This window comes from Pseudomonas sp. GD04091, from assembly GCF_029836165.1.
Taxonomy (GTDB): Bacteria; Pseudomonadota; Gammaproteobacteria; order Pseudomonadales; family Pseudomonadaceae; genus Aquipseudomonas.
Map to the genome: position 1 here is coordinate 1 of NZ_JAOEBG010000028.1, position 23,292 is coordinate 23,292.

General features: G+C 66.1%; 23 protein-coding genes and 1 pseudogene. 10 read left to right on the plus strand and 14 right to left on the minus strand.

What is annotated here, in order from left to right:
- Positions 1–635: thiopurine S-methyltransferase (locus N7422_RS23940; RefSeq protein ID WP_279808836.1), on the minus strand; the 635-nt coding region annotated here is incomplete at its 3' end.
- A gap of 101 nt (positions 636–736) precedes the next feature.
- Between N7422_RS23940 and N7422_RS23945 the strand changes: the two genes are divergently transcribed.
- Entirely contained in the window at positions 737–1,489 is a 753-nt protein-coding gene (locus N7422_RS23945) for a class III extradiol ring-cleavage dioxygenase (RefSeq protein ID WP_279808837.1), read from the plus strand.
- Between the two features lie 132 nt (positions 1,490–1,621).
- Here the strand turns inward: N7422_RS23945 and N7422_RS23950 are convergent.
- Both N7422_RS23950 and N7422_RS23955 read right to left on the minus strand, forming a co-directional pair.
- Positions 1,622–3,332, minus strand: a pseudogene (locus N7422_RS23950) (DEAD/DEAH box helicase).
- Positions 3,333–3,649: 317 nt separating this feature from the next.
- Entirely contained in the window at positions 3,650–4,405 is a 756-nt protein-coding gene (locus N7422_RS23955) for a spermidine synthase (RefSeq protein WP_279808838.1), read from the minus strand.
- A gap of 117 nt (positions 4,406–4,522) precedes the next feature.
- Here N7422_RS23955 and N7422_RS23960 point away from each other — a divergent pair, with 117 nt between their 5' ends.
- Entirely contained in the window at positions 4,523–5,869 is a 1,347-nt protein-coding gene (locus tag N7422_RS23960) for a 3-deoxy-7-phosphoheptulonate synthase class II (RefSeq protein ID WP_279808839.1), read from the plus strand.
- Here the strand turns inward: N7422_RS23960 and N7422_RS23965 are convergent.
- Both N7422_RS23965 and N7422_RS23970 read right to left on the minus strand, forming a co-directional pair.
- A complete protein-coding gene (locus N7422_RS23965; RefSeq protein WP_279808841.1) occupies positions 5,850–7,070 on the minus strand; it encodes a winged helix-turn-helix domain-containing protein in 1,221 nt (406 codons plus the stop codon). The two genes, N7422_RS23960 and N7422_RS23965, sit on opposite strands and share 20 nt — an antisense overlap.
- 145 nt (positions 7,071–7,215) lie before the next feature.
- The gene (locus N7422_RS23970) at positions 7,216–7,434 is read right to left on the minus strand and encodes a DUF1127 domain-containing protein (protein WP_279808843.1); all 219 of its coding nucleotides are present in this window, start codon (positions 7,432–7,434) and stop codon (positions 7,216–7,218) included.
- A gap of 96 nt (positions 7,435–7,530) precedes the next feature.
- Between N7422_RS23970 and N7422_RS23975 the strand changes: the two genes are divergently transcribed.
- Complete coding sequence (locus tag N7422_RS23975; protein ID WP_279808844.1) at positions 7,531–8,382, plus strand: LysR substrate-binding domain-containing protein; 852 nt, start codon at positions 7,531–7,533, stop codon at positions 8,380–8,382.
- Positions 8,383–8,502: 120 nt separating this feature from the next.
- Here the strand turns inward: N7422_RS23975 and N7422_RS23980 are convergent, their stop codons facing one another.
- Entirely contained in the window at positions 8,503–9,252 is a 750-nt protein-coding gene (locus N7422_RS23980; protein WP_279808845.1) for a sulfite exporter TauE/SafE family protein, read from the minus strand.
- 116 nt (positions 9,253–9,368) lie between these two features.
- Here N7422_RS23980 and N7422_RS23985 point away from each other — a divergent pair, with 116 nt between their 5' ends.
- From N7422_RS23985 to N7422_RS23995, 3 genes are all read left to right on the plus strand, one after another.
- Positions 9,369–10,325 carry a LysR family transcriptional regulator gene (locus tag N7422_RS23985; RefSeq protein ID WP_279808846.1) on the plus strand — a complete coding sequence of 319 codons (957 nt, stop codon included), beginning with the start codon at positions 9,369–9,371 and terminating at the stop codon, positions 10,323–10,325.
- Positions 10,326–10,380: 55 nt separating this feature from the next.
- On the plus strand, positions 10,381–10,836 hold the full coding sequence (locus N7422_RS23990; protein WP_279808847.1) for a MarR family transcriptional regulator: 456 nt from the start codon (positions 10,381–10,383) through the stop codon (positions 10,834–10,836).
- Between the two features lie 130 nt (positions 10,837–10,966).
- Positions 10,967–11,395: an organic hydroperoxide resistance protein gene (locus N7422_RS23995; protein WP_011532840.1), complete on the plus strand. Its 429-nt coding sequence runs from the start codon at positions 10,967–10,969 to the stop codon at positions 11,393–11,395.
- A 131-nt stretch (positions 11,396–11,526) separates the two neighbouring features.
- Here the strand turns inward: N7422_RS23995 and efp are convergent, their stop codons facing one another.
- Both efp and earP read right to left on the minus strand, forming a co-directional pair.
- On the minus strand, positions 11,527–12,096 hold the full coding sequence (gene efp, locus N7422_RS24000) for an elongation factor P (RefSeq protein ID WP_060483780.1): 570 nt from the start codon (positions 12,094–12,096) through the stop codon (positions 11,527–11,529).
- 48 nt (positions 12,097–12,144) lie between these two features.
- Positions 12,145–13,278: an elongation factor P maturation arginine rhamnosyltransferase EarP gene (earP, locus tag N7422_RS24005; RefSeq protein WP_279808848.1), complete on the minus strand. Its 1,134-nt coding sequence runs from the start codon at positions 13,276–13,278 to the stop codon at positions 12,145–12,147.
- A gap of 133 nt (positions 13,279–13,411) precedes the next feature.
- Between earP and N7422_RS24010 the strand changes: the two genes are divergently transcribed.
- Both N7422_RS24010 and N7422_RS24015 read left to right on the plus strand, forming a co-directional pair.
- Positions 13,412–13,810, plus strand: coding sequence for a hypothetical protein (locus N7422_RS24010; protein WP_279808849.1), 399 nt, complete (start codon positions 13,412–13,414; stop codon positions 13,808–13,810).
- Positions 13,811–13,812: 2 nt separating this feature from the next.
- On the plus strand, positions 13,813–14,295 hold the full coding sequence (locus N7422_RS24015; RefSeq protein ID WP_279808850.1) for a GreA/GreB family elongation factor: 483 nt from the start codon (positions 13,813–13,815) through the stop codon (positions 14,293–14,295).
- Positions 14,296–14,316: 21 nt separating this feature from the next.
- Here N7422_RS24015 and N7422_RS24020 read toward each other — a convergent pair whose 3' ends face one another.
- The gene (locus N7422_RS24020) at positions 14,317–15,249 is read right to left on the minus strand and encodes a LysR family transcriptional regulator (RefSeq protein ID WP_279808851.1); all 933 of its coding nucleotides are present in this window, start codon (positions 15,247–15,249) and stop codon (positions 14,317–14,319) included.
- 124 nt (positions 15,250–15,373) lie between these two features.
- On the opposite strand from N7422_RS24020, the gene N7422_RS24025 reads away from it, so the two are divergent.
- Positions 15,374–16,123 carry a 3-oxoacyl-ACP reductase FabG gene (locus tag N7422_RS24025; RefSeq protein WP_279808852.1) on the plus strand — a complete coding sequence of 250 codons (750 nt, stop codon included), beginning with the start codon at positions 15,374–15,376 and terminating at the stop codon, positions 16,121–16,123.
- Positions 16,124–16,235: 112 nt separating this feature from the next.
- On the opposite strand, the gene N7422_RS24030 is transcribed toward N7422_RS24025, so the two are convergent.
- Complete coding sequence (locus N7422_RS24030; protein WP_279808853.1) at positions 16,236–17,114, minus strand: LysR family transcriptional regulator; 879 nt, start codon at positions 17,112–17,114, stop codon at positions 16,236–16,238.
- Positions 17,115–17,222: 108 nt separating this feature from the next.
- Here N7422_RS24030 and N7422_RS24035 point away from each other — a divergent pair, with 108 nt between their 5' ends.
- On the plus strand, positions 17,223–18,410 hold the full coding sequence (locus tag N7422_RS24035) for an MFS transporter (RefSeq protein ID WP_279808854.1): 1,188 nt from the start codon (positions 17,223–17,225) through the stop codon (positions 18,408–18,410).
- 63 nt (positions 18,411–18,473) lie between these two features.
- Here N7422_RS24035 and N7422_RS24040 read toward each other — a convergent pair whose 3' ends face one another.
- The 4 genes from N7422_RS24040 to N7422_RS24055 form a co-directional block, all read right to left on the minus strand.
- Positions 18,474–19,754 carry a TolC family outer membrane protein gene (locus N7422_RS24040; RefSeq protein ID WP_279808907.1) on the minus strand — a complete coding sequence of 427 codons (1,281 nt, stop codon included), beginning with the start codon at positions 19,752–19,754 and terminating at the stop codon, positions 18,474–18,476.
- Positions 19,755–19,833: 79 nt separating this feature from the next.
- Positions 19,834–21,126 (minus strand): HlyD family type I secretion periplasmic adaptor subunit, encoded by a 1,293-nt coding sequence (locus N7422_RS24045; RefSeq protein ID WP_279808855.1) that lies wholly within the window; start codon positions 21,124–21,126, stop codon positions 19,834–19,836.
- Positions 21,123–22,844, minus strand: a complete 1,722-nt coding sequence (locus N7422_RS24050; RefSeq protein ID WP_279808856.1) for a type I secretion system permease/ATPase — start codon at positions 22,842–22,844, stop codon at positions 21,123–21,125. Before N7422_RS24050 ends, N7422_RS24045 begins: the two co-directional genes overlap by 4 nt.
- A gap of 45 nt (positions 22,845–22,889) precedes the next feature.
- Complete coding sequence (locus N7422_RS24055) at positions 22,890–23,255, minus strand: AprI/Inh family metalloprotease inhibitor (RefSeq protein WP_279808857.1); 366 nt, start codon at positions 23,253–23,255, stop codon at positions 22,890–22,892.
- Positions 23,256–23,292: the final 37 nt, after the last annotated feature.

The following is a 23,292-nucleotide window of genomic DNA, read 5'->3' on the forward strand; positions in this document are numbered from 1 at the left end:
TAGACTCGCTCAACCAGGCTTTCAACACCGACCTTCAGAAACTTCGGGCTCTCGCCCAGAATCTCCCGCGCCTCGACCTCGTCCACCCGCCACCCGGCAAACCCTGCCCGCACTTCGGCGTCCGGCACCGCAAACGGTGGCCCGTCGATCAATGCCTGGTCGTAATCCAGGGTCACCAGCAGACCGCGGCAGGCCGCCGGCAACTGCTCGCCCAGCAACACCATGTATCGCTCGCGCATCGCCACTGGCAAGGCGATCAACGCCGCCCGGTCATACACCCCCGTGCAATCCACCAGATCCTCGGCGCGCAGGGCGAACACATCACCGCACCACAACTCCACCTCGTCGCTGCGCCACACCTCGAAAGCGCCACGCTGGGCAACCTGCGCCACCAGCCCATGCTCGGCGAAGAAGTCCTCCACCGCCCGACGCGACAGCTCCACCCCCAGCACCCGATACCCCTGCGCGGCCAGCCAGAGCATGTCCAGGCTCTTGCCGCACAGCGGCACCAGCACCCGCGCGCCCGGGGCCAGGCCCAGCGCCGGCCAGTGCGCCTGCAGGTACGGATTCACCTGAGGTTGGTGAAAGCCGATCTGGTTGTCCGCCCACCGCTTGTGCCAGAACGCTGGCTCCATGATTCCTCCCGGTTTTTCGATAAAAGCCTGTGAAAACTTATATTGGATCTCGATCGTAGGCTGATCGAAGATGGCAGCATCTTACCTGCCAGGACCCTGCCATGCTGCCCAGCCTGTTCATTTCCCACGGTTCGCCCATGCTCGCCCTGCAACCGGGTGCCAGCGGCCCGGCCCTGGCCGGCTTGGCCCGCGCCCTGCCCCGTCCAAAGGCGATCGTGCTGGTGTCGGCGCATTGGGAGAGCCGTGAGCTGCTGGTCATGGCCAATCCGCAACCGCAGACCTGGCACGACTTCCACGGCTTTCCTGCCGCGCTCTATGCCGTGCAGTACCCGGCCCCCGGCGAACCGGCACTGGCTCGTCGAGTTGCCGAGCGGCTGGGGGCCAGGCTGGATGAACAACGGCCATTCGATCATGGGGCCTGGGTGCCGCTGTCGCTGATGTACCCGCAGGCGGACATCCCGGTGATCCAGGTGTCACTACCCAGCCAGGCCGGCCCCGCCCTGCAGCTGAAGGTCGGCCAGAATCTGGCGGCGCTGCGCGAGGAAGGCGTGCTGCTGATCGGTTCGGGTAGCATCACCCACAACCTGGGTGAGCTGGACTGGCACGCCGGACCGGATGTGATCGAACCCTGGGCCCTGGCGTTTCGCGACTGGGTGGTGGAGCGCCTGCAGGCCGGGGACGAGGCGGCGCTGCTGGACTATCGGCGCCAGGCGCCGTTCGCGGCGCGCAATCATCCGAGCGACGAACATCTGCTGCCGCTGTACTTCGCCATGGGTGCCGGCGAACGGTTCGGTATCACGCACCAGGGGTTCACCCTGGGGGCGCTGGGGATGGATATCTACCGGTTCGACTGAACGGCCTCCGCGGGCAAACCCGCTCCCACCGGCCTCGTGCCCGACCTGGGCAACGGGTTGGCTCGCGAAGAGGCCAGAACAGGCAAAAAAATCCCCGGCCTAGGCCGGGGATTTTTCATTGCAGCGCCAGGATCAGTCCTCGCGGTAGCGACGCAGCTTCAGCTGCTTGCCGGCCACGCGGGTGTCCTTGAGCTTGGTCAGCAGGCGCTCCAGGCCGTCTTCCGGCAGCTCGATCAGGCTGAAGCTGTCGCGCACCTGGATACGACCGATGGCGTCACGCGCCAGGCCACCCTCGTTGAGGATCGCGCCCAGCAGGTTCTTGGCGGCGATGCCGTCACGGGCACCCAGGGCGGTACGGCAACGCACGCGACCTTCGGCCAGCGGCATCGGCGCACGACGCTCACGATCGCCACGCTCAGGGCGCTCGCCACGCTCGGTGCGCTCACCACGCTCACGCGGGGTGTAGGTCGGCACCAGCGGCTGCTCGCGCTCGACGCTGGCCAGGTCCAGCGCCTGGCCGTTGGTGGCCTTGCGCAGCAGGGCCGCGGCCAGGGCGCGCGGGGTGCAGCCCAGGTCGGCGGTCAGGCGGTCGAACAGCTCGCCGTGGCTGGCCTCGGACTCGGCCACCAGCGGCGCCAGGCTCTTGGTCAGCTTCTTGATACGCGCGTCCAGCACGGCCTGCGGGTTAGGCAGACGGGCTTCGGCGACCTTCTGCCCGGTGACACGCTCGATCACCTGCAGCATGCGGCGCTCGCGCGGGGTGACCAGCAGCAGCGCACGGCCATCGCGACCGGCACGGCCGGTACGGCCGATGCGGTGCACGTAGGACTCCGGATCGTACGGCATGTCGACGTTGAACACGTGAGTGATACGCGGCACGTCCAGGCCACGGGCAGCGACGTCGGTGGCGACGACGATGTCCAGGCGGCCGTCCTTGAGCGAGTCGATCACGCGCTCACGCTGGTTCTGGGCGATGTCGCCGTTCAGCGCGGCAGCCTTGTAGCCTTTGGCTTCCAGGGCGGCGGCCAGGTCCAGGGTGGCTTGCTTGGTACGCACGAAGGCGATCAGCGCGTCGAACTCTTCGACTTCCAGCAGACGCAGCACGGCCGGGATCTTCTGGTCGGCGTGGACCATCAGGTGAGCCTGGTCGATCGCGGTGACGGTCTGGGTCTTGCTCTGGATCTTGACGTGCTTGGGCTCGCGCAGGTGACGCTCGGCGATCGAACGGATCGACGACGGCAGGGTGGCGGAGAACAGCACGGTCTGGCGCGACTCGGGGATGGCGTCGAAGATCACTTCGAGGTCGTCCATGAAGCCGAGCTTGAGCATCTCGTCCGCTTCGTCCAGTACCAGGTACTGCACGGTGGACAGGACTTTCTCGTCACGACGCAGGTGGTCGCACAGGCGGCCAGGGGTCGCGACGACGATCTGCGCGCCATTGCGAATGGCGCGCAGCTGTGGGCCCATCGGGGCACCACCGTAAACGGCCACCACATTAACGCCCGGCATCTGCTTGGCGTAGGTTTCGAAGGCGGTGGCTACTTGCAGCGCCAACTCACGGGTTGGCGCCAGGATCAGGGCTTGCGGTTCGCGCTTGCTCACGTCGATCTTGTTGAGGATCGGCAGGGCGAAGGCAGCGGTCTTGCCGGTGCCAGTCTGCGCCTGGCCGATCATGTCGTGACCGGCGAGGATGATCGGGATCGACTGTTGCTGGATGGCCGACGGCTCTTCATAGCCGGTGGCCAGAACGGCAGCAACGATGTTCGGATTGAGATCGAGAGCGGCGAATCCGCCGGTTTCCTGGGTCATGGGTCTGCCTCTAGGTGCATCCGCAAAGACCCATGCTCCAAAGCTGCACATGCCTTGAAAGACCAGAAGGTCACCCAGGCAGCTTTGGCGGCGGGGATTTGCGAAAACGATTGAAATAGGAACGTCTTGGGGAGGTCCGCCTAGCGGACGCGCAGCCGAAGCTGGATTCGGAGGATTTGCACCACCTGATTTTGAGGTCCGCTAAAAGACCGGCGCGTACTATACCCGAATTCGACGAAAGCCGTGAGAAATATTTCAATGAAAAAGGCCAGCATCCGGCCATCGCAGGATGAAAGCTGAAACGTTTCCATGCTGCGCCTGTTTTTACCCGCTAAGAGGGCAACACGATGCTCAGGAGGCCGGCCTGACGCCCTTGATCAGGTACTCCAGCGAATACCCCAACCGCGGCGCCAGCGCATCGGCCCGTGCGCGCAGGCCATCGAGGTCCAGCGTCTGCTCCAGGTCCGCCGGCACCAGCAGGATGACATTGCCCTCCTTCACCGGCAGCTCCCAGTAATGGCGGTGGTACAGCCCGCGCAACAACGCCGCGCCCAGCGGCCGGCCATCGTCGCCGGCCCACTGGTTGATCACCAGCCAGCCCCCGGGATTGAGCTGCTTCTGGCAGTTCTCCAGAAAGCCCCAGGCCAGGTGTCCGACACCCGGCCCATGGTCGGTATAAAGGTCGACGAACAGCAGGTCGGCCTTCTCTGCCGTGGGCAGCAGCTCGATGGCGTCGCCCACCCGCACGTACAACCGAGGATCGTCGTCCAGCCCCAGGTATTCCATGGCCAGACGCGGCACATCGGGGCGCAGCTCGATGGCCTCGACATCGTCGAGCGGCAGGAACTTCAGGCAGGCCTGGGTCAGGGTGCCGGCGCCCAGACCCAGGAACAGCGCGCTCTCGGGCTGCTCGTGGCACAGCGCGCCGGCCAGCATCGCACGGGTGTAGTCGTACTCCAGCCAGCTGGGGTCGGCGATGAAGGTACAGCTCTGCTCGATGGCGTCGCCGAACTCGAGGAAGCGGTAGTCCTCCACCTCGTACACGCTGATGACGCCAAAGGCATCCTCGACCCGTGCCAGCAGCCGCTCTTCCCGCTCCGTTGCCATCCCCTGCCACCTGCCTGCGCAAAACGCGTATTGTCCGCCAATGCCGAGGGTGCAACAAGCACGCCGGCGGCTGTACCATGGCAGACACGCCTGAATTCCTTATCGATAGAGCCTGCGATGACCCAACCCTGGAGCCCTGACAGCTGGCGCGCCCTGCCGATCCAGCAGCAACCCGTCTACCCGGACGCCGCCCACTTGTCGAAAGTAGAGCAGACGCTGGCCAGCTACCCGCCGTTGGTGTTCGCCGGCGAGGCCCGCGAGTTGCGTCGGCAGTTCGCCGAGGTCACCCAGGGCCGGGCCTTCCTGCTCCAGGGCGGCGACTGCGCCGAGAGCTTCGCCGAATTCTCGGCGGCGAAGATTCGCGACACCTTCAAGGTGCTGCTGCAGATGGCCATCGTCATGACCTTCGCCGCCGGCTGCCCGGTGGTCAAGGTCGGGCGCATGGCCGGCCAGTTCGCCAAGCCGCGCTCGGCCAATGACGAGACCATCGGCAATGTCACCCTGCCCGCCTACCGTGGCGACATCGTCAACGGCATCGGCTTCGACGCCACCAGCCGCGTGCCCGACCCGGAGCGCCTGCTGCAGGCCTACCACCAGGCCACCGCCAGCCTCAACCTGTTGCGCGCCTTCGCCCAGGGCGGCTTCGCCGACCTGCATCAGGTGCACAAATGGAATCTGGACTTCATCGCCAACTCGGCGCTGGCCGACAAGTACCACCAACTGGCCAACCGCATCGACGAAACCCTGGCATTCATGCGCGCCTGCGGCCTGGACACCGCGCCGCAACTGCGCGAGACCAGTTTCTTCACCGCCCATGAAGCGCTCCTGCTCAACTACGAGGAAGCCTTCGTGCGTCGCGACAGCCTGACCGGCGACTACTACGACTGCTCGGCGCACATGCTGTGGATCGGCGACCGCACCCGCCAGCTGGACGGCGCCCACGTCGAGTTCCTGCGCGGCGTGCACAACCCGATCGGGGTGAAGGTCGGCCCGAGCATGAACCCCGAGGAGCTGATCCGCCTGATCGACGTGCTCAACCCGGACAACGACCCCGGTCGCCTCAACCTGATCGTGCGCATGGGCGCCGGCAAGGTCGGCGACCATCTGCCGGGGTTGATCCGCACCGTCCAGCGCGAGGGGCGCCAGGTGCTGTGGAGCTCCGACCCGATGCATGGCAATACCATCAAGGCCAGCAGCGGCTACAAGACCCGCGACTTCGCGCAGATCCTCGACGAGGTCAAGCAGTTCTTCCTGGTGCATCAGGCCGAGGGCAGCCATGCCGGCGGCATCCATATCGAGATGACCGGGCAGAACGTCACCGAATGCATCGGCGGTGCCCGGCCAATCACCGAGGATGCCCTGTCCGACCGCTACCACACCCACTGCGACCCGCGCATGAACGCCGATCAATCACTGGAGCTGGCCTTCCTGATCGCCGAAACCCTCAAGCAGGTACGCCGCTGAGCAACACCTGACGCAGCCGACCGCCCTCGGCACGGGGGCAGTTGAGCTGCACCCGTTCCAAGCCCAGCCAGCCGGCCAGCTGCCGCAGGCCGAGCGCCACGGCGTGGTAGCCCTGTTCATCCAGCCCCGTTTGCTCTTCGTGCACCGCATGCACCGCCAGGCGCCCATGGGCGCGCTCGGCGCGCAGGTCGAGGCGCGCGGCGATGCGTTCCTTGTACAGGAACGGCAGCACGTAGTAGCCATACACGCGCTTGTGCGCCGGGGTGTAGATCTCCAGGCGATAGCGGAAATCGAACAGGCGCTCGGTACGGCTGCGTTCCCAGACCAGCGAATCGAACGGCGAGAGCAAGGCGCTGGCCTCGATTCGCCGGGGAATCCGTGGCGTGCCCGACACATAGGCCGGCTGCTTCCAACCTTGCACGGCGCAGGCCTGCAAACGCCCGTCCGCCAGCAGCTCGGCCAGCGCGGCCTTGCTCTGTTGCGGCGACAGGCGAAAGTAGTCGCGCAGGTCCTGCTCGGTGGCCACGCCCAATGCGTTGGCGGCATGCAGCATCAGCCCCTGATGCGCCTCGGCTTCGCTGATCATTGGCTGATCGAGAATGGCCGTCGGCAAGACCCGCTCAGGCAGGTCATACAGGCGCTCGAAACCACGACGCCCGGCCACGGTGACCTCGCCAGCGGCGAACAGCCATTCCAGCGCGTGCTTTTCCTCGCTCCAGTCCCACCAGGGCCCGGCGCGCTCCTGGCGCGTGGACAGACTGCCCGCGCCCAAGGCACCCTGGTCGCGCACCGCCGCCAGCACCCGGTCGATCACGTCCCGACGCTCGCGGCCGAACGCTGCCAGTTGTCGGTAGATGCCCTGGCCTTGCGCGGCGCGGGCCATGCGCCAACGCATCAAAGGATACAGCTCCAGCGGCAACAGGGACGCTTCGTGCCCCCAGTACTCGAACACCCGGCGTTGGCGGTTCTTGCCCCAGGCAAGCTGGTCGAGGGCGGCCTGCGGATAGTCGCCCAGGCGGGAGAACAGCGGCAGGTAATGGGAGCGGACCAGCGCGTTGACCGAGTCGATCTGCACCACGCCCAGGCGCTGGAGCATGCGCTTGAGGCTGGCCAAGGTTGGCGGGCTGACCGGCGCCTTGCCGAAACCCTGGGCGGACAAGGCCAGGCGGCGAGCCTGGGAAATGGACAGATCGAGGGGCAATGCTGATACCTCACAGTTGTTCTGCAACCCTTCTGGTGTGTCTGCACCATAGCATTCGCGGGCAAGCCCGCTTCCACAAGTTCAGCCGCGATGAACCTGTGGGAGCGGGCATGCCCGCGAAGAAACCAGCAAAGCCCTCACCTGCCTACTTGCGTAGCGGATCCTCCCAGAAATGCCGATCGGCCTCCTGCTGGATGTCCGCCCGCGACAACCCCAGGTCGTGCAGCGTGGCATCGCTCAGGCGCGCCAGCTCCTCGCGCTGGCGGTGCAGTTCGTACCAGCGCAGCAGCAAGCCGCCGGCGTCGTGCAGCCAGTGGTTCAGGGTCGACACAGGCTGGTGAGCAACGTTGAAATGACCTTTCATCTTGACGTCCTCCTTGTGGATGGCTTCAGTCTCGACCCAGGCCTAAGATCAATCCAACGAATGTTTCTGATGCCATGCATCTCGGAGATTGATGCCATGTCCCAGTATCAGAGTCTCGATGCGGATGTGCTGCGCACCTTCGTCGCCATCGCCGAGCAAGGTGGCTTCACCCGCGCCGGGGAAGTGGTCAATCGCACCCAGTCGGCGGTGAGCATGCAGATGAAGCGACTGGAGGAAGACATCCTGCAGCGCCAGCTGTTCGAGCGCGACGGCCGCCAGGTGCGCCTGACCGCCGAGGGCCAGGTGCTGCTGGGCTATGCCCGGCGCATCCTCAAACTGCATGGCGAGGTGTTCAACACCCTGCGCATGCCGCACATGGTCGGCGTGGTGCGCATCGGCACTCCGGACGACTACGCCATGCGCTACCTGCCGAGCATCCTCACCCGCTTCGCCCAGGCGTACCCGCTGATCCATGTCGAGGTGCATTGCGATTCGTCCAAGCAACTGATGCTGCGCCAGGACCTGGACCTGACCATCGTCACCCGCGAGCCGGGCAACGAGGTCGGCCAACTGCTGCGCCAGGAGCGCCTGGTCTGGGCCGCGGCGAAGGGCTTCTGTCCCCATGAGCAACGGCCGATGCCGCTGGCGCTGTTCAATACCGACTGCTTCTGCCGCGCCTGGACCTGCAACGCCCTGGAGCGCCAGGGCATCGAGTACCGCATCGCCTATACCAGCCCGAGCCTGGCGGCGATCTTCGCCATCGTCACCGCGGGCCTGGCGGTGACCGCTCAGCTGCAGAGCCTGATCGGCGGCGAACTGCGCATCCTCGACGAAGAGGACGGCCTGCCGCAGCTGCACATGGCCAATGTGATGCTGCTGCGCAACGACCAGCAGCATTCGCCGATCACCGACTGCATGGCCGAGTACATCGTCGAAGGGTTCAAATGAAGGGTGGGATCCACGGCCGCCTTGCGGCCCTTTGCGACCGGTCCGACGCCTCGGCAAGGCCGCGATCTTCTGTAGGAGCGGCCTTGTGTCGCGAAAGGGCTGCGTAGCAGCCCCTACCTACTAAAGCTCGAACCCAAGCATCACCGCACACACCACCAGGAACCCGCAGAACAGCGTGCGCAAGACCTTCTCCGGCAACGCATGCGCCAACTTCACCCCCCAGCTGATGCTCAGCAAGCCACCCACCGCCAACGGAATCCCGATGCTCCAGTCCACGCTCTGGTGCAACCCGTAGGTCAGCAGTGTCACCGTGGTGCTCGGAGCCGCCAACGCCAGCGACAGCCCCTGGGCCACCACCTGGGTGGTGCCGAACACCGAGGTCATTATCGGCGTGGCCACCACCGCCCCGCCCACGCCGAACAGCCCGCCCATGGTTCCGGCGAAACTGCCCAGCACCCCCAGCCAGGGCCATGGATAGCGCAACTCGGTACTCGCAGGCTTCACCGGCAGGAACATCCGCGCCACGTTCCACAACGCCAGCGCCACCAGAAAGCCGACGAAGTACAAGCGCATCGACTGGGCATCGATGCCCACCGCCCAGATCGACCCCAGCCAGGCGAACACGAAACTGCACAACGACAACGGCAGCGCATGGCGCAGTTCGATGCGGTTGCGCTGGTGATAGCGCCACAGCGCCAGCAACACGTTGGGCACCACCATCACCAGCGCGGTGCCCTGGGCCAGTTGCTGGTCGAGACCGAACAGCACGCCCAGCGCGGGAATGGCGATCAGCCCGCCGCCAATGCCGAACAGGCCACCCAGGGTGCCCAGAGTCGCACCCAACACGATATACATCAACCACTCGATCATCCGGGCCTCATCCGCCTGTATTGAGAAGATGACCGACATGCTACCCAGTCGCTGCTGGCGGGGAAACGCAAAGCAACGCACAATGGCTTTGCGCGTTACGCACAAGCAGAGACACCATGAGCCCCGACACCCTCACCGAACAACTGAGCCTGTTCCTCGACGTGCTGGAAACCGGCAGCTTCTCCGCCGCCGCCCGTCGCCACCCGCTGACCCCTTCGGCGGTGGCCCGGCGCATCGACAGCCTGGAAAGCGCGGTAGGCAGCCGCCTGTTCTCGCGCAGCACCCACGCCGTGCGCCCCACCCCGGCGGGCAACGCCTTCGCCGAACGAGCCCGACGCATCATCGAGGAACTGCGCCTGGCCCGCGCCGAAGCGGTGTCGCTGAGCAATGCACCCGAAGGGTTGATCCGCATCGACGCCCCCGCCGCCTTCGGCCGGCGCCATCTGGCGCCGGCCATCGCCGACTTCCTGGTCGCCTACCCCGGGCTCGATGTGCAGTTGCGCCTTATCGACAGCTTCGTCGACCTGCACGGCAGCCACCTGGGCGAAGTCGACCTGGTGCTGCGCGCAGGCCCCCTGGCCGACACGCGACTGGTGGCCACCCCGCTGGCCTACATGGTCCGCATCGCCTGCGCCAGCCCGGCCTATCTGGCCAGCCGTGGCCTGCCGGCCTGCCCCAGCGAATTGCCCGGGCATGACGGCCTCGACTGGGACGGGCTGGCCCCACCCTTCGCCTGGCGCTTCGAGATCGCGGGGCAGACCCGCCTGTTCCGCCCGGCGCGCATGCGCATGGCTGCCAACAACGCCGAGACCTTGCTGTTCGGCGCCTTGGCCGGGCTGGGCGTGGCCCATCTGCCCACCTGGCTGGTCAGCGACTACCTGCTGCGTGGCGAACTGGTGCCACTGTTCTGCGACAACGGCCTGCCCGCGCCCGAAAGCAGCGGTATTTATGCCCTGCGCCTGGAACATGAAACGAACTCTCGCAGCCGCTTGCTGCTCGAATTCCTCAAGAGCCGTTTCAGTCCGGTCCCGCCGTGGGACCTGGCCCTGCGCAGCGAGCTGCGCTGGTCATGAGCGCACCAAGCATTGGCGTGCTAGATTTCAATCCTCACCGATTTCAAGGACCTGCATGAACGCCGACACCCAAGCCCCCTGCGACGAGCTGCTGCTGGACAACCAGGTCTGCTTCGCCCTGCACTCGACCTCGTTGCTGATGACCAAGGTCTACAAGCCCCTGCTGCAAGCGCTGGGCCTGACCTACCCGCAGTACCTGGCCATGCTCGTGCTGTGGGAACACGATGGCCTGACCGTGGGCGAAATCAGCCAGCGGCTGCTCACCGACCCCGGCTCGCTCACACCGCTGCTCAAGCGTCTGGAAAGCGAAGGCCTGCTCAAGCGCAACCGCAGCCGCGAGGATGAACGGGTGGTGATCGTGCAGTTGACCGACAAGGGCCGTGCGTTGCAGGTCGAGGCCCGCCGTGTACCGCACTGCATCCTCCAGGCCAGCGGCCACAGCGCCGAGCAACTGCGCAAGCTGCAGGCCGACCTGCTGACCCTGCGCACGCACCTGCAAGAAAATCTCTGACGGCTAAGCTGTGAGATGGCCGTTCGGATGAATGGTCGAACATTTATCTTGCACGCAAAATAATTGCGCGCTAAGTTAATCCCATTCCCACCCCGCGCCCTCGGCGCACAACACACAAGCGAGGCTCAAGATGCAAAAGGTCACTCCGCTGTACATCGCAGAAGCCACTTCCACTGGCGGTCGTGATGGCAAATCCCGCTCCAGCGACGGCAAGCTGGAAGTCAAGCTGAGCACCCCCAAGGAACTGGGCGGCGCGGGCGGTGAAGGCACCAACCCCGAGCAGATGTTCGCCGCCGGCTACTCGGCCTGCTTCATCGGCGCGCTGAAGTTCGTTGCCGGCCAGGAGAAGAAAGCCCTGCCGGCTGACGCGTCGATCACCGCCAAGGTCGGTATCGGCCAGATCCCCGGTGGTTTCGGCCTGGACATCGACCTGCACATCAACCTGCCGGGCCTGGCCCAGGCCGACGCCGAAGGGTTGGTGGAGAAGGCGCACAAGGTCTGCCCTTACTCCAACGCCACCCGTGGCAATGTGGATGTGCGCCTGCATGTGACGGTGTGATACGCGGCTGGGGGCGCTTCGCGCCCCTTTCGCGACACAAGGCCGCTCCCACAGGGGGCGAGGCAACCCGCTGGATCCAGGCACAAAAAAACCCGGCCAAGGCCGGGTTTTTCGTGGGTCGCAAGAAGCAATTACTTCTTGGAACGGCCCTTGAAGCTGTTGTCGCGAGTGTCGATGTCGATCCACTCGTCGATCTGGATGAAGTCGGCAACCGAGATCTCGGTACCGTTCTTCAGCTTGGCAGGCTTCATGACCTTGCCCGAGGTGTCGCCACGGGCGGCGTTCTCGGTGTAGACGACCTGACGGCTGATGGTGGTCGGCAGTTCGACCGATACCAGGCGGCCTTCGAAGAAGACGGCTTCGCAGATGTCTTCCATGCCTTCTTCGATGTACGGCAGAACGGCGTCGATGTCTTCGGCGTTCAGTTCGTACATGGTGTAGTCGGTGGTGTCCATGAAGGTGTACGAGTCACCGCTGATGAACGACAGGGTCGCTTCTTTGCGATCCAGGATCACGTCGTCCAGCTTGTCGTCCGCACCGTATACGGTTTCGGTCTTGTAGCCGGTCAGCAGGTTCTTCAGCTTGGTCTTCATGATCGCGCTGTTACGGCCCGACTTGGTGAACTCAGCTTTCTGAACCAGCCACGGGTCGTTGTCGATCCGCAGTACGGTACCGGGTTTCAGTTCTTTACCAGTTTTCATTACGAAGTATCCGAATCTGGATGGATTTATAAAAATCGAGGCCGCGTATCATAGCGAATTTCGGTAAAACTGTACCAGCCTCGTGGCAAGGTCCGGCCGAGCGGCCTGTGCGGCCTGCCACTGGCGGGCGTGCTCGCGGACTTCGTCCCAGTGCGGTTGCAGCGCCTGCCAGGCCTGCCCCATCGGGCGGTCCATGTTCCAGGCGCGCCACAACCCGGTCAGCGCCTGGCCAGCGGCGTCCGACAGCCCGCGTCGATACAGGGCAAGGAATGCCTCGAGCTTTTCCCAGTGGGCGTTTTCTTCCTGGATATAGATGTGCCACAGCATCGGCACACCGGCCCATTGCGCCCGCACGAAGGAGTCCTCGCCGCGCACGGCGTTGAAATCGCAGCTCCACAGCAGCCGGTCGTAGTCGTCCTGGCTGACGAAAGGCAGGACCTGCACGGTCAAGGCCCCGCGCCGATGAAGCGCCCCCACGGGCAGATCGGCCTCGCCCAGCCAGTCGCCGAGATCGCCCAGGATGCGCCCCTGTGGCACCAACAGATGGACAGGGTGCGCGTCGGCGGCCAGCACATCGAGCCAGTTGCCCAACTGCGGGTTCTCGTAGGCGAACAGCGAGATCAGCCGTGCGCCCTCCTGGGGCTGGATGCCCAGCGCCTCGAGGAATCGCGCCCGCGCGCCCGGCGTCTGCCGGAACGCCTCGCAACGTGGCAGCAAGGAGGCCTCACGCAGCAGGCCACCGGTATGCTCGGTGAAGCCCGGGAAGAAAAAGAACTTGCGCAGCCCATTGGCCTGGGGCGACGGCAATCCATGACAGCCCTCGACCCAGTCCTCGGCGCTGAGGTAGTCCAGGTTCAGCCACAAGGGCGGCGTGGGCTGGCTGCCCATGGCCGCGACGTAACCTTGCGGCAACTGGCAGGCGAAGGCGCCCACCACCACTTGCGCCGGTTCCGCGTCCTGCCATTCGGCTGGCCAGTGACGCACCTCGACCCCCTGCTGCCATTGCTGCATGGCCTGGCTGTCGGCCTCGGGGCACAGGCGCGCGAAAGCGTGCAGGTCGTCCACCCACAGGCGTACCGCCAGGTCGTGCTCGCTCGCCAACTGACGGGCCAGGCGCCAGGTGACGCCAATGTCGCCATAGTTGTCGACGACCGTGCAGAAGATGTCCCAGGTGGTTTTCATCGCCACGTTCCGTTACCTGCGAAAAAGACCGCGGATTTTGCGGATAAACGCCCGCCAACAAAAGTGCGACGCTGAAAAAATCCGCCGCGCCATGCGAGAATGCCGCCATCGATACGCCTGCCAGGAGGCCAGCATGCCCCGCTCCCGCGAACTGAAGATTACCTTCAAGCCCATACCGTTGATCCTGTGCGTCGCCTTCGGCCTGTGGCTCGGCGCGCTGGCCATCGCCCTGAGCCTGTGGCTGGCCCTGCGGTTGTGGCCGCAGCAGGTGCAACCGCTGACCCAGGCCGTCGCTCCAGCGACCGTTCAGCCGGCGCCGAGCGCGCCTCCGGCACCACCGGTCGATGCCCAGGCTCGGATGTTCGAGCAATACAAGCAGATATTGCGCGAGCAGGAACTGCAACAGGCCGCCGATGCCGCCCAGGGCAACCCGCGCAACCTCAACAGCCCCAAGTGCCAGTTCTGGCTGCAGCAGAACCGTACCGCGCCGACCGACAAGAGCCAGGCCAACGTGCTGGAGTTCTGCTACTGACCATGGACAAGGCCACCCTGCTGCAGCGCATCGTCACCACCCTCGAACAGGACATGGAGGTGCTGCGCCGCGCCGCCCAGAGCGCCTACGAGGCCGCCACCGCCGAAGAGAACATTGCCGAGAACAAGTACGACACCCTGGGGCTGGAAGCGTCTTACCTGGCCACCGGGCAGGCCCGGCGCACGGCAGAGATCCGCCAGGCGCTGCTGACGTACCAGCAGTTGGTGCTGCGCGATTACGACCCGGCGCGGGGGATCCAGATCGGCTGCCTGGTCACGCTGGAGGATGAAGATGGGCAACGACGCCAGCTGTTCCTCGGACCGGAAGGCGCCGGGTTGAAGGTCGGCGAGGAGGATGGGCTGGTGACGGTGATCACCCCCCGAGCTCCGTTGGGGCAGCAGTTGCTCGGCAAGCGGGTGGATGACGAGGTGAGCCTGGTGGTGGCCGGCAAGGCCCAGGTCCAGTTCATCGTCGATATCGCCTGATCGAGCGCTATCGCGGGGCCATCAATGGCTCTGCAGCGCATCGAAGCGCCCCGCCAGCCCCTGCTCGGCAAACTGCTCCACCACGAAATCGATGAAGGTCCGGGTCTTGCCCGGCAACAGCTTGCGCTCGGCGTAATACAGGCTGATGTGCCCATCGTCCACATACCAGTCCGGCAACACCCGGCACAGGCGTCCTGCGCTCAGGTAGGGCAAGGCGAACGGCAGGCTGACCAGGGCGATGCCCAGCCCTTGCTCAGCCACCGCACAGGCGGCGTCCGAATCGCTCATGGTCATGCGCTGAGGCATTTGCAGGGGCTGCTGCTCCTGCCAGCGGCTGGTCAGCGGCCAACTGCGCACCCGACCGGTCTGCGGCGAGCGGATGAGAATGCCCGCGCACGCCTGCAACTGCTCCGGGCGGTCGATCGGTCCGTGCTGGCGCAGATAACCCGGCGATGCCACCAGCACACGGTGCGCCGGGGTCAGCTTGCGCGCCACCACACCCGGCGGCAACTCGAAGCCACCGCCGATGGCGGCGTCGAAACCCTGCCCGATCAGGTCGACCTGACGGTTGTCGAAGTGCCAGTCCGGGGTGATCGCCGGGTAGCGGCGCAGGAACTCACCTAGCAACGGCAATACATACAGCCGTCCGAACACCGTGCCCATGCTCACCCGCAGCAGCCCCGCCGGCTGCCCCTCGGCGCTGGCCAGATTGGCCATGGCGTACTGGATGGTGCGCAGGCTGTCACTGACCTCGCCGAGAAAGCGCTGCCCGGCCTCGGTCAGGGTCAGTTTGCGTGTACTGCGCTGGAACAGCCGCACGCCCAGGCGCGCCTCCAGCTGGGCGACGTTCTTGCCCACCGCCGCCGGCGTCAGGGACAGGCGCCGAGCCGCTTCGGCGAAACTGCCGACCTCGGCGCTGCGCACGAAGCACTCAAGGCTGCTGAAGGATTCCATGATCTCGATTACCAACCAAAGGTTTACTCTGCCAATCGCGATTGCCATCTTATCAGCATGTAATCCTGGGCCGATACTGCGCCCATCCAAGGCATCCGGCCTTGCTTGAACGCAGGAGATCAGCATGTCCCAAACACTTCCTCTCAGCGGCAAGGTAGCGCTGGTCCAGGGCGGTTCCCGTGGCATCGGCGCGGCCATCGTCCGCCGCCTCGCCAGCGAAGGCGCCAAGGTCGCCTTCACCTATGTCAGCTCGACGACACCCGCCGAGGCCCTGGCCGGCGAGATCAACAACCGTGGCGGCCAGGCCCTCGCCCTGCGCGCCGACAGCGCCGACAGCCACGCCGTGCAACAGGCGGTGGCCGACACCGTGAAGGCCTTCGGTGGCCTCGATATCCTGGTCAACAACGCCGGCGTACTGGCAGTGGCGCCGGTCGCCGAGTTCGACCTGGCCGACTTCGACCGCCTGCTGGCGGTCAACGTGCGCAGCGTGTTCGTCGCCACCCAGGCCGCCGTGAAGCACATGGGCCAGGGCGGGCGGATCATCAACATCGGCAGCACCAACGCCGAGCGCATGCCATTCGCCGGCGGCGCGCCCTATGCCATGAGCAAGTCGGCGCTGGTCGGCCTCACCAAGGGCCTGGCACGGGACCTGGGACCGCAGGGCATCACCGTCAACAACGTGCAGCCGGGGCCGGTGGACACCGACATGAACCCGGCCAGCGGCGAGTTCGCCGAGAGCCTGATTCCGCTGATGGCCATCGGACGCTATGGAAAGGCCGAGGAGATCGCCAGTTTCGTCGCGTACCTGGCTGGGCCTGAGGCGGGGTACATCACCGGGGCGAGCCTGTCGGCCGATGGTGGGTTTGCGGCCTGATCGACGCGGTTGCCCGAACCGGCCCTGTCGCGACACAAGGCCGCTCCAACAGGGGAAGCGCACAACCTGTGGGAGCGGGCTTGCCCGCGAAGAAGCCAGTGCAGGTCACACTTCAATGGCTCGCAAGGCGCTCTTCCAGGACGTCGAGAAAAGCCCGCGCCGCAGGCGTCGGGCTGGGTGACCAGACCACATACAGATGCCTGACCGGCGCATCGACCAGCGGCACCACCGCCACCCCCTGAAAGCCCCGGGCGATACGCTCGGGCACCAACCCCAGCGCCATCCCGCGCTGGACGAACTTTTCCACCAGGCGAATATGCCCGATCTCGAACTGCACCCGATGCCGCAACCCCGCCGCCAGGAATGCCTCGTCGGTCTGCCGGCGCGCGCCCGTGCCCTCGGGAAAGTCCACCAGCACCTCGTCGACCAGCTCGGCCAGGGCCAGTTGCGCCCTGCCCGCCAGGCGGTGGCCGGGCGGCAGTACCGTCACCAGTTCCTCCCGCGCCAGCAGGCGATGCTGCACGCCACGCAGTTCTTCGCCCTGCCACAGGCCGATGAAGCCCACATCCAGTCGGCGCTCGCAGACATCGGCCATCAGCAGTTCGCTCTTGGCGGTCAGCCAGCGCACGTCCACCTCTGGGTAGCGGCGGTGGAATTCGGCCAGCGGATCGACCAGGTCCAGTGCCGTGAGCGAACTGATCTCGCCGATCGACAGGCGCCCCCGCACCTGGCCGCAGGCCGCCGCCACGTCCTCGGCCACCCGCCGCGCCGCCGCCAGCGCCGGCCGGGCGCTGAGCACGAACGCCTCGCCGGCCGGAGTCAAGCGTACCCGCCGCGAGCTGCGCTCGAACAGGCTCACCCCCAGGTGCGCCTCCAGCCGCGCCACCTGGTGGCTGAGCGCCGACTGCACCACGTGGCAGCGCTCGGCGGCGCGGGTGAAACTGCCAGTGTCGGCCACGGCGAGGGCGTATTCGAGCTGCTTGAGATTCATCGATCTATCTGCTTTCAAGATTGATAAGTTGAAAACTATACATTGGCGTCATCCAAGACACTTCCTGATACTTGCCTCCATTCAACCTTGCCTGCAACGAGACTGCCCATGAACACCCCGACTCTCGGCCGCGCCCTGCTCCTGCTGATGGCCACCGCCACCGGCCTGGCCGTGGCCAGCAACTACTACGCGCAACCGCTGCTGCACAGCATCGCCCAGCAGTTCGGCCTGAGCACCGCCAGTGCCGGCACCATCGTCATCGCCGCGCAACTCAGCTATGGCGCCGGGCTGTTACTGCTGGCACCGCTGGGCGATCTGTTCGAGCAGCGCCGGTTGATCGTGACCATGGTGCTGATCGCCACGGCGGGGCTGGTGATCAGTGCCTGCGCGCCAAGCCTGCCCTGGCTGATCCTCGGCACGGCGTTGACCGGGCTGTTCTCGGTAGTGGCCCAGGTGCTGGTGCCCATGGCTGCCGCCCTCAGCCCGCCTGAACAGCGTGGCCGGGCCGTGGGCACGCTGATGAGTGGCCTGCTGCTGGGCATCCTGCTGGCACGCACCGCCGCCGGCTTCATGGCCGAGCTGGGCGGCTGGCGCAGCATCTACGTGCTGGCCGCGGTGCTGATGGCGATCACCGCCCTGGCCCTGTACCGCAGCTTGCCGCGGCACCACAGCCATGCCGGGCTGAAATACCCGGCGCTGATCGGCTCGGTGTTCCGCCTGTTCATCGAGGAGCCGGTGTTGCGCCTGCGCTCGCTGCTGGGACTGCTGGCTTTCAGCCTGTTCGCGCTGTTCTGGACGCCGCTGGCGTTCCTGCTGAGCGAGGCGCCGTACCACTACTCCGATGCGGTGATCGGCCTGTTCGGCCTGGCTGGCGCGGTCGGCGCGCTGGCCGCCAACTGGGCCGGGCGCCTGGCCGATCGTGGCAAGGGGCCGCTGGGAACCACGGTGGGGCTGGTGGCGCTGCTGGTGTCCTGGGTGCCGCTGGCCTTGGCGCAAAGTTCGCTGGTGGCGCTGCTGATCGGCGTGCTGTTGCTCGACCTGGCGGTGCAGCTGATCCATGTGAGCAACCAGAACGCGGTGATCGTGCTGCGGCCCGAGGCGCGTACACGGCTCAATGCCGGGTATATCACCTGCTACTTCATCGGTGGGGCGCTGGGTTCGTTGCTGGGGACGCAGCTGTTCGAGGTGCACGGCTGGAATGGAATCGTGATCGCAGGATTGCTGATCGGCGCGCTGGCGCTTGTGGTATGGGCACTGGCGGAACGCAGACGGGTGAAGGCAGCGGTGAAGGCCTGAAAGCGTTTCAGTGACAACAGCGGCCTCATCGCCGGCTTGCCGGCGATGAGGCCAGTGCGGGATTCAGGGCTTACCCTCGATGAATGCTTCGTCCACCCGTGCCAGCTGTGTCTCGCTCAGCCCCCCCGCCTGGTAGTGCAGCTTGATCCACGCCAGCAGGTAGTCGTAGCGCGCCTGGGCCAGGTCACGGCGGGTGGTGGCCAACTGCTGTTCGGCGTTGAGCACGTCCAGGTTCACCCGCTCGCCACCCTGCACGCTCTTGCGCGTGGACACCACCAGCGCCTCGGCCGCCACCAGCGCCCGCTCATACGCACGCAAGCGGCTGGCGCCGGACTGGCAGGCGTTGTACTGCTTGCGCAGCTCGATCAGGGCACTGCGGGTATTGCCATCGAGCTCGTACTCGGCCTGTTCCAGATGCCGGCTGGCCTGGCGGGTCGAGGCCGACACCCCGCCCCCGGCAAAGATCGGCACACTGACCTCGATGCCCACGGTGTTGGTGTCGTAGCGCTGGTTGTAGGTGTTGCCGCTGTCCGACTCCTGACGCCGCGAGGTGGCGAACGCGGTGACCTTGGGCAGGTGCCCGGCGCGGTTGCGCTCGACTTCGTGGCGCGCCACTTCCAGTGCCTGGCGTGAAGACGCCAGCTGCGGATTGTTGGCCAGCGCCCGCTCCTGCCAGGCACCGTAGCCACTCGGGTCGACCACCGGCAGGGCGAAGCCGACGCGCAAGGGCGCCAGCTCCTCGACACGCACCGCCGGCTCGCCGATCAGCGCGCCCAGCTCACGCAGCGCGGCGTCCTGATCGTTGCGCGCCTGGATCTCTTCGGCGTCGGCCAGCTCGTAGCGGGCCTGGGCTTCGAGGATGTCGGTGCGCGTGCCTTCGCCTGCGTCGAACAGCCGCTGGTTCTGCTGGAACTGCTGCCGGTAGGCCTGCTTGCTGGCCACGCTGATGGCGATCTGGTCCTGGGCGAACAGCGCCTGGGTGTAGCTGGTCATCACCCGTACCAGCAGTTGCTGGCTCTGATCGCGGAACGTCTCGTCGGCGAACAGCGCCTGGGCCACGCCCTTGCGGTAGCTGGAGTAGGCCTCGTAGTCGAACAGCGGCTGCTGGAGGATGAAGGTCGAGCCCATGCTGTCGTAGTGGCGGTCCTCCTTCTGCCGGCGCGAATCGCCCAGATAGCGCACCTCGGAATCGTTGCGCCCCTTGTTGTAGCTGTACGACAGAGTGGGCAGCAGGCCGGCTCGGCCGATGGCGCGATACTCCTGGCCGGCCTCGCGGGCCTTGAACGCCGCCAGGTACAGCGGGTCGCGGCGCAGGGCCTGCTCGTATACCTGGAACGGCCCCATGGTCGCCTGGGCGGTGGCCGGCAGCCAGGCGCAGGCGATCAGCAGCCCGATCAGTGGGAACTTCTTCACTGGGCGGTCCTTATTGTTCGGTCAAGGCGGTGCCTGCCCGGTCGAGCAGGGGTTTGAACAGGTAGTTGAGCAGCGAGCGCTCGCCGGTACGCACGAACAGTTCAGCGGGCATGCCCGGGCGAATCGCCAGTCCTTCCAGGCGCGCCAGCGCCTCTTCGCTGACCGTGCTGCGCAATACGTAGTACGGCTGGCCGCTGCGCTCGTCGATCAACTGGTCGGCGGACACCAGCGCCACTTCCCCGGTCACCCGTGGCGTGCGGTTCTGGTTGAAGGCGGTGAACAGGATGTCCACCGGCAACTGCGGCGCCACCTTGTCCACCAGGTTCACCGGCAGGCGCCCTTCCACCTCCAGCGCGGCGCCCTGGGGCACGATTTCCAGCAGTGTGTCGCCGGCCCGCACCACGGCGCCCTCGGTGTGCACCGCGAGGTTGACCGCCACGCCATCGGCCGGCGCCAGGATCTCGCTGTGCTGCAACTCGAAGTGCGCGGAGTTGAGCTGCTGCTCCAGGGTCGCGGCCTTGACCTGGGCTTCGGCCAGTTGGCTGCGCACCTCCTTTTGATACTCCTCGCGGCGCTGTTGCAGGTTGAGCCGGGCTTCGACGATGACCTGTTCCAGCCGTGCGCTCTCGCCGGCGTTCTGCGCCAGGTCGCGCTGCACCTGCGACAGCTGCCGTTGATACTCCAGCACGCGGTTGCGCGGTATGTAGCCGTCGCCGGCCAGCGGGCGCAGGCTGTCCAGCTGCTCGCGCAACGAGTCGGCCTGGGCCTGCAGGTCGCTGCGCGCCCGGCGCATGCCGGTCAGCTGGGCCTGGGAACCGTCGATGCTGGCGGCCAGCGCGCCTTGTTCGCGGGCCTGGGCCTGGCGGCGGCTGTCGAACAACTGGCGCTGGCCTTCGAGGATCAGCGCCAGGCGGGCGTCGGCATCCTCGACAAGTTCCGCGGGAAACCGCACCTGGCTCAGGTTGTCACGCTCGCTCTGCCAGCGGGCCAGGGCGGCGCGGGTCATGCGGTACTGGGCCTGCAGCGCATCGACATCGGCCTGCACCTGAGTACGGTCGAGGCGAAACAGCGGTTCGCCCTGGCGCACCACCTGACCTTCACTGACCAGGATCCGGCTCACCACGCCGGCGGCCATGGACTGCACCGCCTTGCGCTTGCCCGACACCACCACGGTGCCTTGCACCGGTACGCCCTGATCGAGCGGGGCGAGGCTGGCCCAGGCCATGAAACCACCGAAACCGACCAGGGTCAGCAGCCAGCCCAGGCGGACATGAAAACGTGCATCACGGGTCTGCCTGTTCATGCGCCACCTCCGGCCTGCATGGGGCGTTGCGCCGGGGCCTGGCCCATGGCGTGGAGGATGTCGCGGGCCGGACCGAAGCCCTGCATCCGGCCCTCGTTCATCACCAGCAGCTTGTCGGCCTGGGCCAGCGCCGCGCTGCGGTGGGTCACCAGCACCACGGTACGGCCCTGGGCCTTGAGCTGGACGATGGCGTTGGCCAGCGCGGCCTCGCCGTGGCTGTCGAGGTTGGAGTTGGGCTCATCGAGCACGATCAGCCGGGCATCGCCGTACAAGGCGCGAGCCAGGGCGATGCGCTGCTTCTGGCCGCCGGACAGATCGACGCCCTCCTCGCCCAGGCGCGTGTCGTAGCCCTGGGGCAGGCGCAGGATCAGTTCGTGCACCCCGGCGAGGCGGGCCGCTTCCACCACCTTGACGCCATCCAGCTCGCCGAAGCGGGCGATGTTCTCGGCGATGCTGCCGCGCAGCAGTTCGATGTTCTGCGGCAGGTAGCCGATGTGCGGGCCCAGGGCATCGCGGTCCCACTGACTGAGCTCGGCGCCGTCCAGGCGCACATGGCCGCTCAGGGTGGGCCAGACGCCGACCAGCACCTTGGCCAGGGTCGACTTGCCCGATCCCGATGCACCCAACACACCGAGCAGTTCGCCTGGAGCCAGGGCAAAGTGCACCTGCTGCAGCGTGGCCAGGTTGCGCCCGGGCGGACCGGCGCTGATCTGCTCCACGGTCAGTTGCCCGGTCGGTGCCGGCAGGGGCATCGGCGTCGGGGGTTCAGGGTGATCGCGCAGCAGATCGTCCAGGCGCTGGTAGGCCAGTTGCGCGCCGCTCCATTGCTTCCACACCGCGATCAGCTGGTCGATCGGCGCGAGCACCCGGCCCATCAGGATGGAGCCGGCGATCATCATGCCTGGGGTCATCTGGCCCTCGATCACCAGCAGCGCGCCCAACCCCAGCACCAGCGACTGCAAGCACAGGCGCAGGCCCTTGCTGGTGGCGGTGATCACCGCGCTAGTGTCACTTGCCTTGTTCTGCAGGTCGAGGAAGCGCCCGTGCAGGTCGTACCAGCGTCGGCGCAGGGCGCCGAGCATACCCATCGCCTGGATGCTTTCGGCGCTTTGCAGCTGGCTGCCGGCCAGCAGCGTCGATTGCTGCTGAAATCCGCTGGCTTCGGCCAGGGTGGCATGGGTGAGGCGTTCGTTGAGCATGGCCAGGGCGATCAGCAGCAACGCACCGACCGTGGCCATCACGCCGAGCCAGACGTTGAAGGCGAAGATCACCGCAAGATAGATGGGAAACCACGGCGCGTCGAAGAAGGCGAACAGCGCCGGGCCGGTAATGAACTGGCGCAGTTGCGTCAGGTCGCCCAGGGCCTGCCCGGCGGCGCCATCGCGCTGGCGCAAGTTGCGTTCGAAGGCGGCGCGATAGACCTTCAGGTTGAAACTTTTTTCGAGCAGATTACCCACCCGAATGACAATGAAACTGCGCACCGCTTCAAGCGCGCCTATATAAACGAAGAAGCCGACCACCATCAATGTCAGCACCCACAAAGTTGTGATGCTCTGTGAACTCAGTACACGATCGTACACTTGAAGCATATAAATGGATGGCACCAGCATGAGCAAGTTGATCAATGCCGTGAAACACCCCACGCTGATCAAGGTTGACTGATGTTCGCCGAGTGCCGCCCACAAAGGCGCCCCGGGCTTTTTGCTCGGTAGTTTCATGTTTCGCCCTTGCTCGCCTGGAACTTTAAAAGTTCCAGGCCGGGGTTATTTTTCCAGGCGCTCGAGCACCAGTTGTGTACCGCCCGGCGTGGTCCAGCCATAGCGCCTGGCACCTTCACGGCTGAAATGCACCACGGTGCTGCCATCGCCGCCCACCAGCGCCAAGGTGTCGGGCGTCACCAACCAGCTGCCAGGGCGCAGGCCCAGCAACGCGCTGGCGCAGTCCAGGTCGCCCTCGACCACACCTTCGCTGGCGCCCAGGCGCAGGTTGCAGGCCTGGGTCTGTGGTTGTTCGGAGTACAGCGTCCAGTCACCGGCCAGTTGCGCGGCGTTGGGGAGTAACAGGCTGCTCGCCATACCTACCTCGGTCATCGACATCAGGGGAATCGCGGCCAGCGCGATCGTTCGCACGGTTGCTCTCATTCATCGGCCTCGTCGGCAAAAGGGG

What these genes read in the sequence shown, in the direction of transcription:
- N7422_RS23945 (WP_279808837.1), top strand. Translation starts at nt 737, where the DNA reads ATGCTGCCCAGCCTGTTCATTTCCCACGGTTCGCCCATGCTCGCCCTG.
- N7422_RS23955 (WP_279808838.1), bottom strand. Translation starts at nt 4,405, where the DNA reads ATGGCAACGGAGCGGGAAGAGCGGCTGCTGGCACGGGTCGAGGATGCC.
- N7422_RS23960 (WP_279808839.1), top strand. Translation starts at nt 4,523, where the DNA reads ATGACCCAACCCTGGAGCCCTGACAGCTGGCGCGCCCTGCCGATCCAG.
- N7422_RS23970 (WP_279808843.1), bottom strand. Translation starts at nt 7,434, where the DNA reads ATGAAAGGTCATTTCAACGTTGCTCACCAGCCTGTGTCGACCCTGAAC.
- N7422_RS23975 (WP_279808844.1), top strand. Translation starts at nt 7,531, where the DNA reads ATGTCCCAGTATCAGAGTCTCGATGCGGATGTGCTGCGCACCTTCGTC.
- N7422_RS23980 (WP_279808845.1), bottom strand. Translation starts at nt 9,252, where the DNA reads ATGATCGAGTGGTTGATGTATATCGTGTTGGGTGCGACTCTGGGCACC.
- N7422_RS23985 (WP_279808846.1), top strand. Translation starts at nt 9,369, where the DNA reads ATGAGCCCCGACACCCTCACCGAACAACTGAGCCTGTTCCTCGACGTG.
- N7422_RS23990 (WP_279808847.1), top strand. Translation starts at nt 10,381, where the DNA reads ATGAACGCCGACACCCAAGCCCCCTGCGACGAGCTGCTGCTGGACAAC.
- N7422_RS23995 (WP_011532840.1), top strand. Translation starts at nt 10,967, where the DNA reads ATGCAAAAGGTCACTCCGCTGTACATCGCAGAAGCCACTTCCACTGGC.
- efp (WP_060483780.1), bottom strand. Translation starts at nt 12,096, where the DNA reads ATGAAAACTGGTAAAGAACTGAAACCCGGTACCGTACTGCGGATCGAC.
- earP (WP_279808848.1), bottom strand. Translation starts at nt 13,278, where the DNA reads ATGAAAACCACCTGGGACATCTTCTGCACGGTCGTCGACAACTATGGC.
- N7422_RS24010 (WP_279808849.1), top strand. Translation starts at nt 13,412, where the DNA reads ATGCCCCGCTCCCGCGAACTGAAGATTACCTTCAAGCCCATACCGTTG.
- N7422_RS24015 (WP_279808850.1), top strand. Translation starts at nt 13,813, where the DNA reads ATGGACAAGGCCACCCTGCTGCAGCGCATCGTCACCACCCTCGAACAG.
- N7422_RS24020 (WP_279808851.1), bottom strand. Translation starts at nt 15,249, where the DNA reads ATGGAATCCTTCAGCAGCCTTGAGTGCTTCGTGCGCAGCGCCGAGGTC.
- N7422_RS24025 (WP_279808852.1), top strand. Translation starts at nt 15,374, where the DNA reads ATGTCCCAAACACTTCCTCTCAGCGGCAAGGTAGCGCTGGTCCAGGGC.
- N7422_RS24030 (WP_279808853.1), bottom strand. Translation starts at nt 17,114, where the DNA reads ATGAATCTCAAGCAGCTCGAATACGCCCTCGCCGTGGCCGACACTGGC.
- N7422_RS24035 (WP_279808854.1), top strand. Translation starts at nt 17,223, where the DNA reads ATGAACACCCCGACTCTCGGCCGCGCCCTGCTCCTGCTGATGGCCACC.
- N7422_RS24040 (WP_279808907.1), bottom strand. Translation starts at nt 19,754, where the DNA reads ATGGGGCCGTTCCAGGTATACGAGCAGGCCCTGCGCCGCGACCCGCTG.
- N7422_RS24045 (WP_279808855.1), bottom strand. Translation starts at nt 21,126, where the DNA reads ATGAACAGGCAGACCCGTGATGCACGTTTTCATGTCCGCCTGGGCTGG.
- N7422_RS24050 (WP_279808856.1), bottom strand. Translation starts at nt 22,844, where the DNA reads ATGAAACTACCGAGCAAAAAGCCCGGGGCGCCTTTGTGGGCGGCACTC.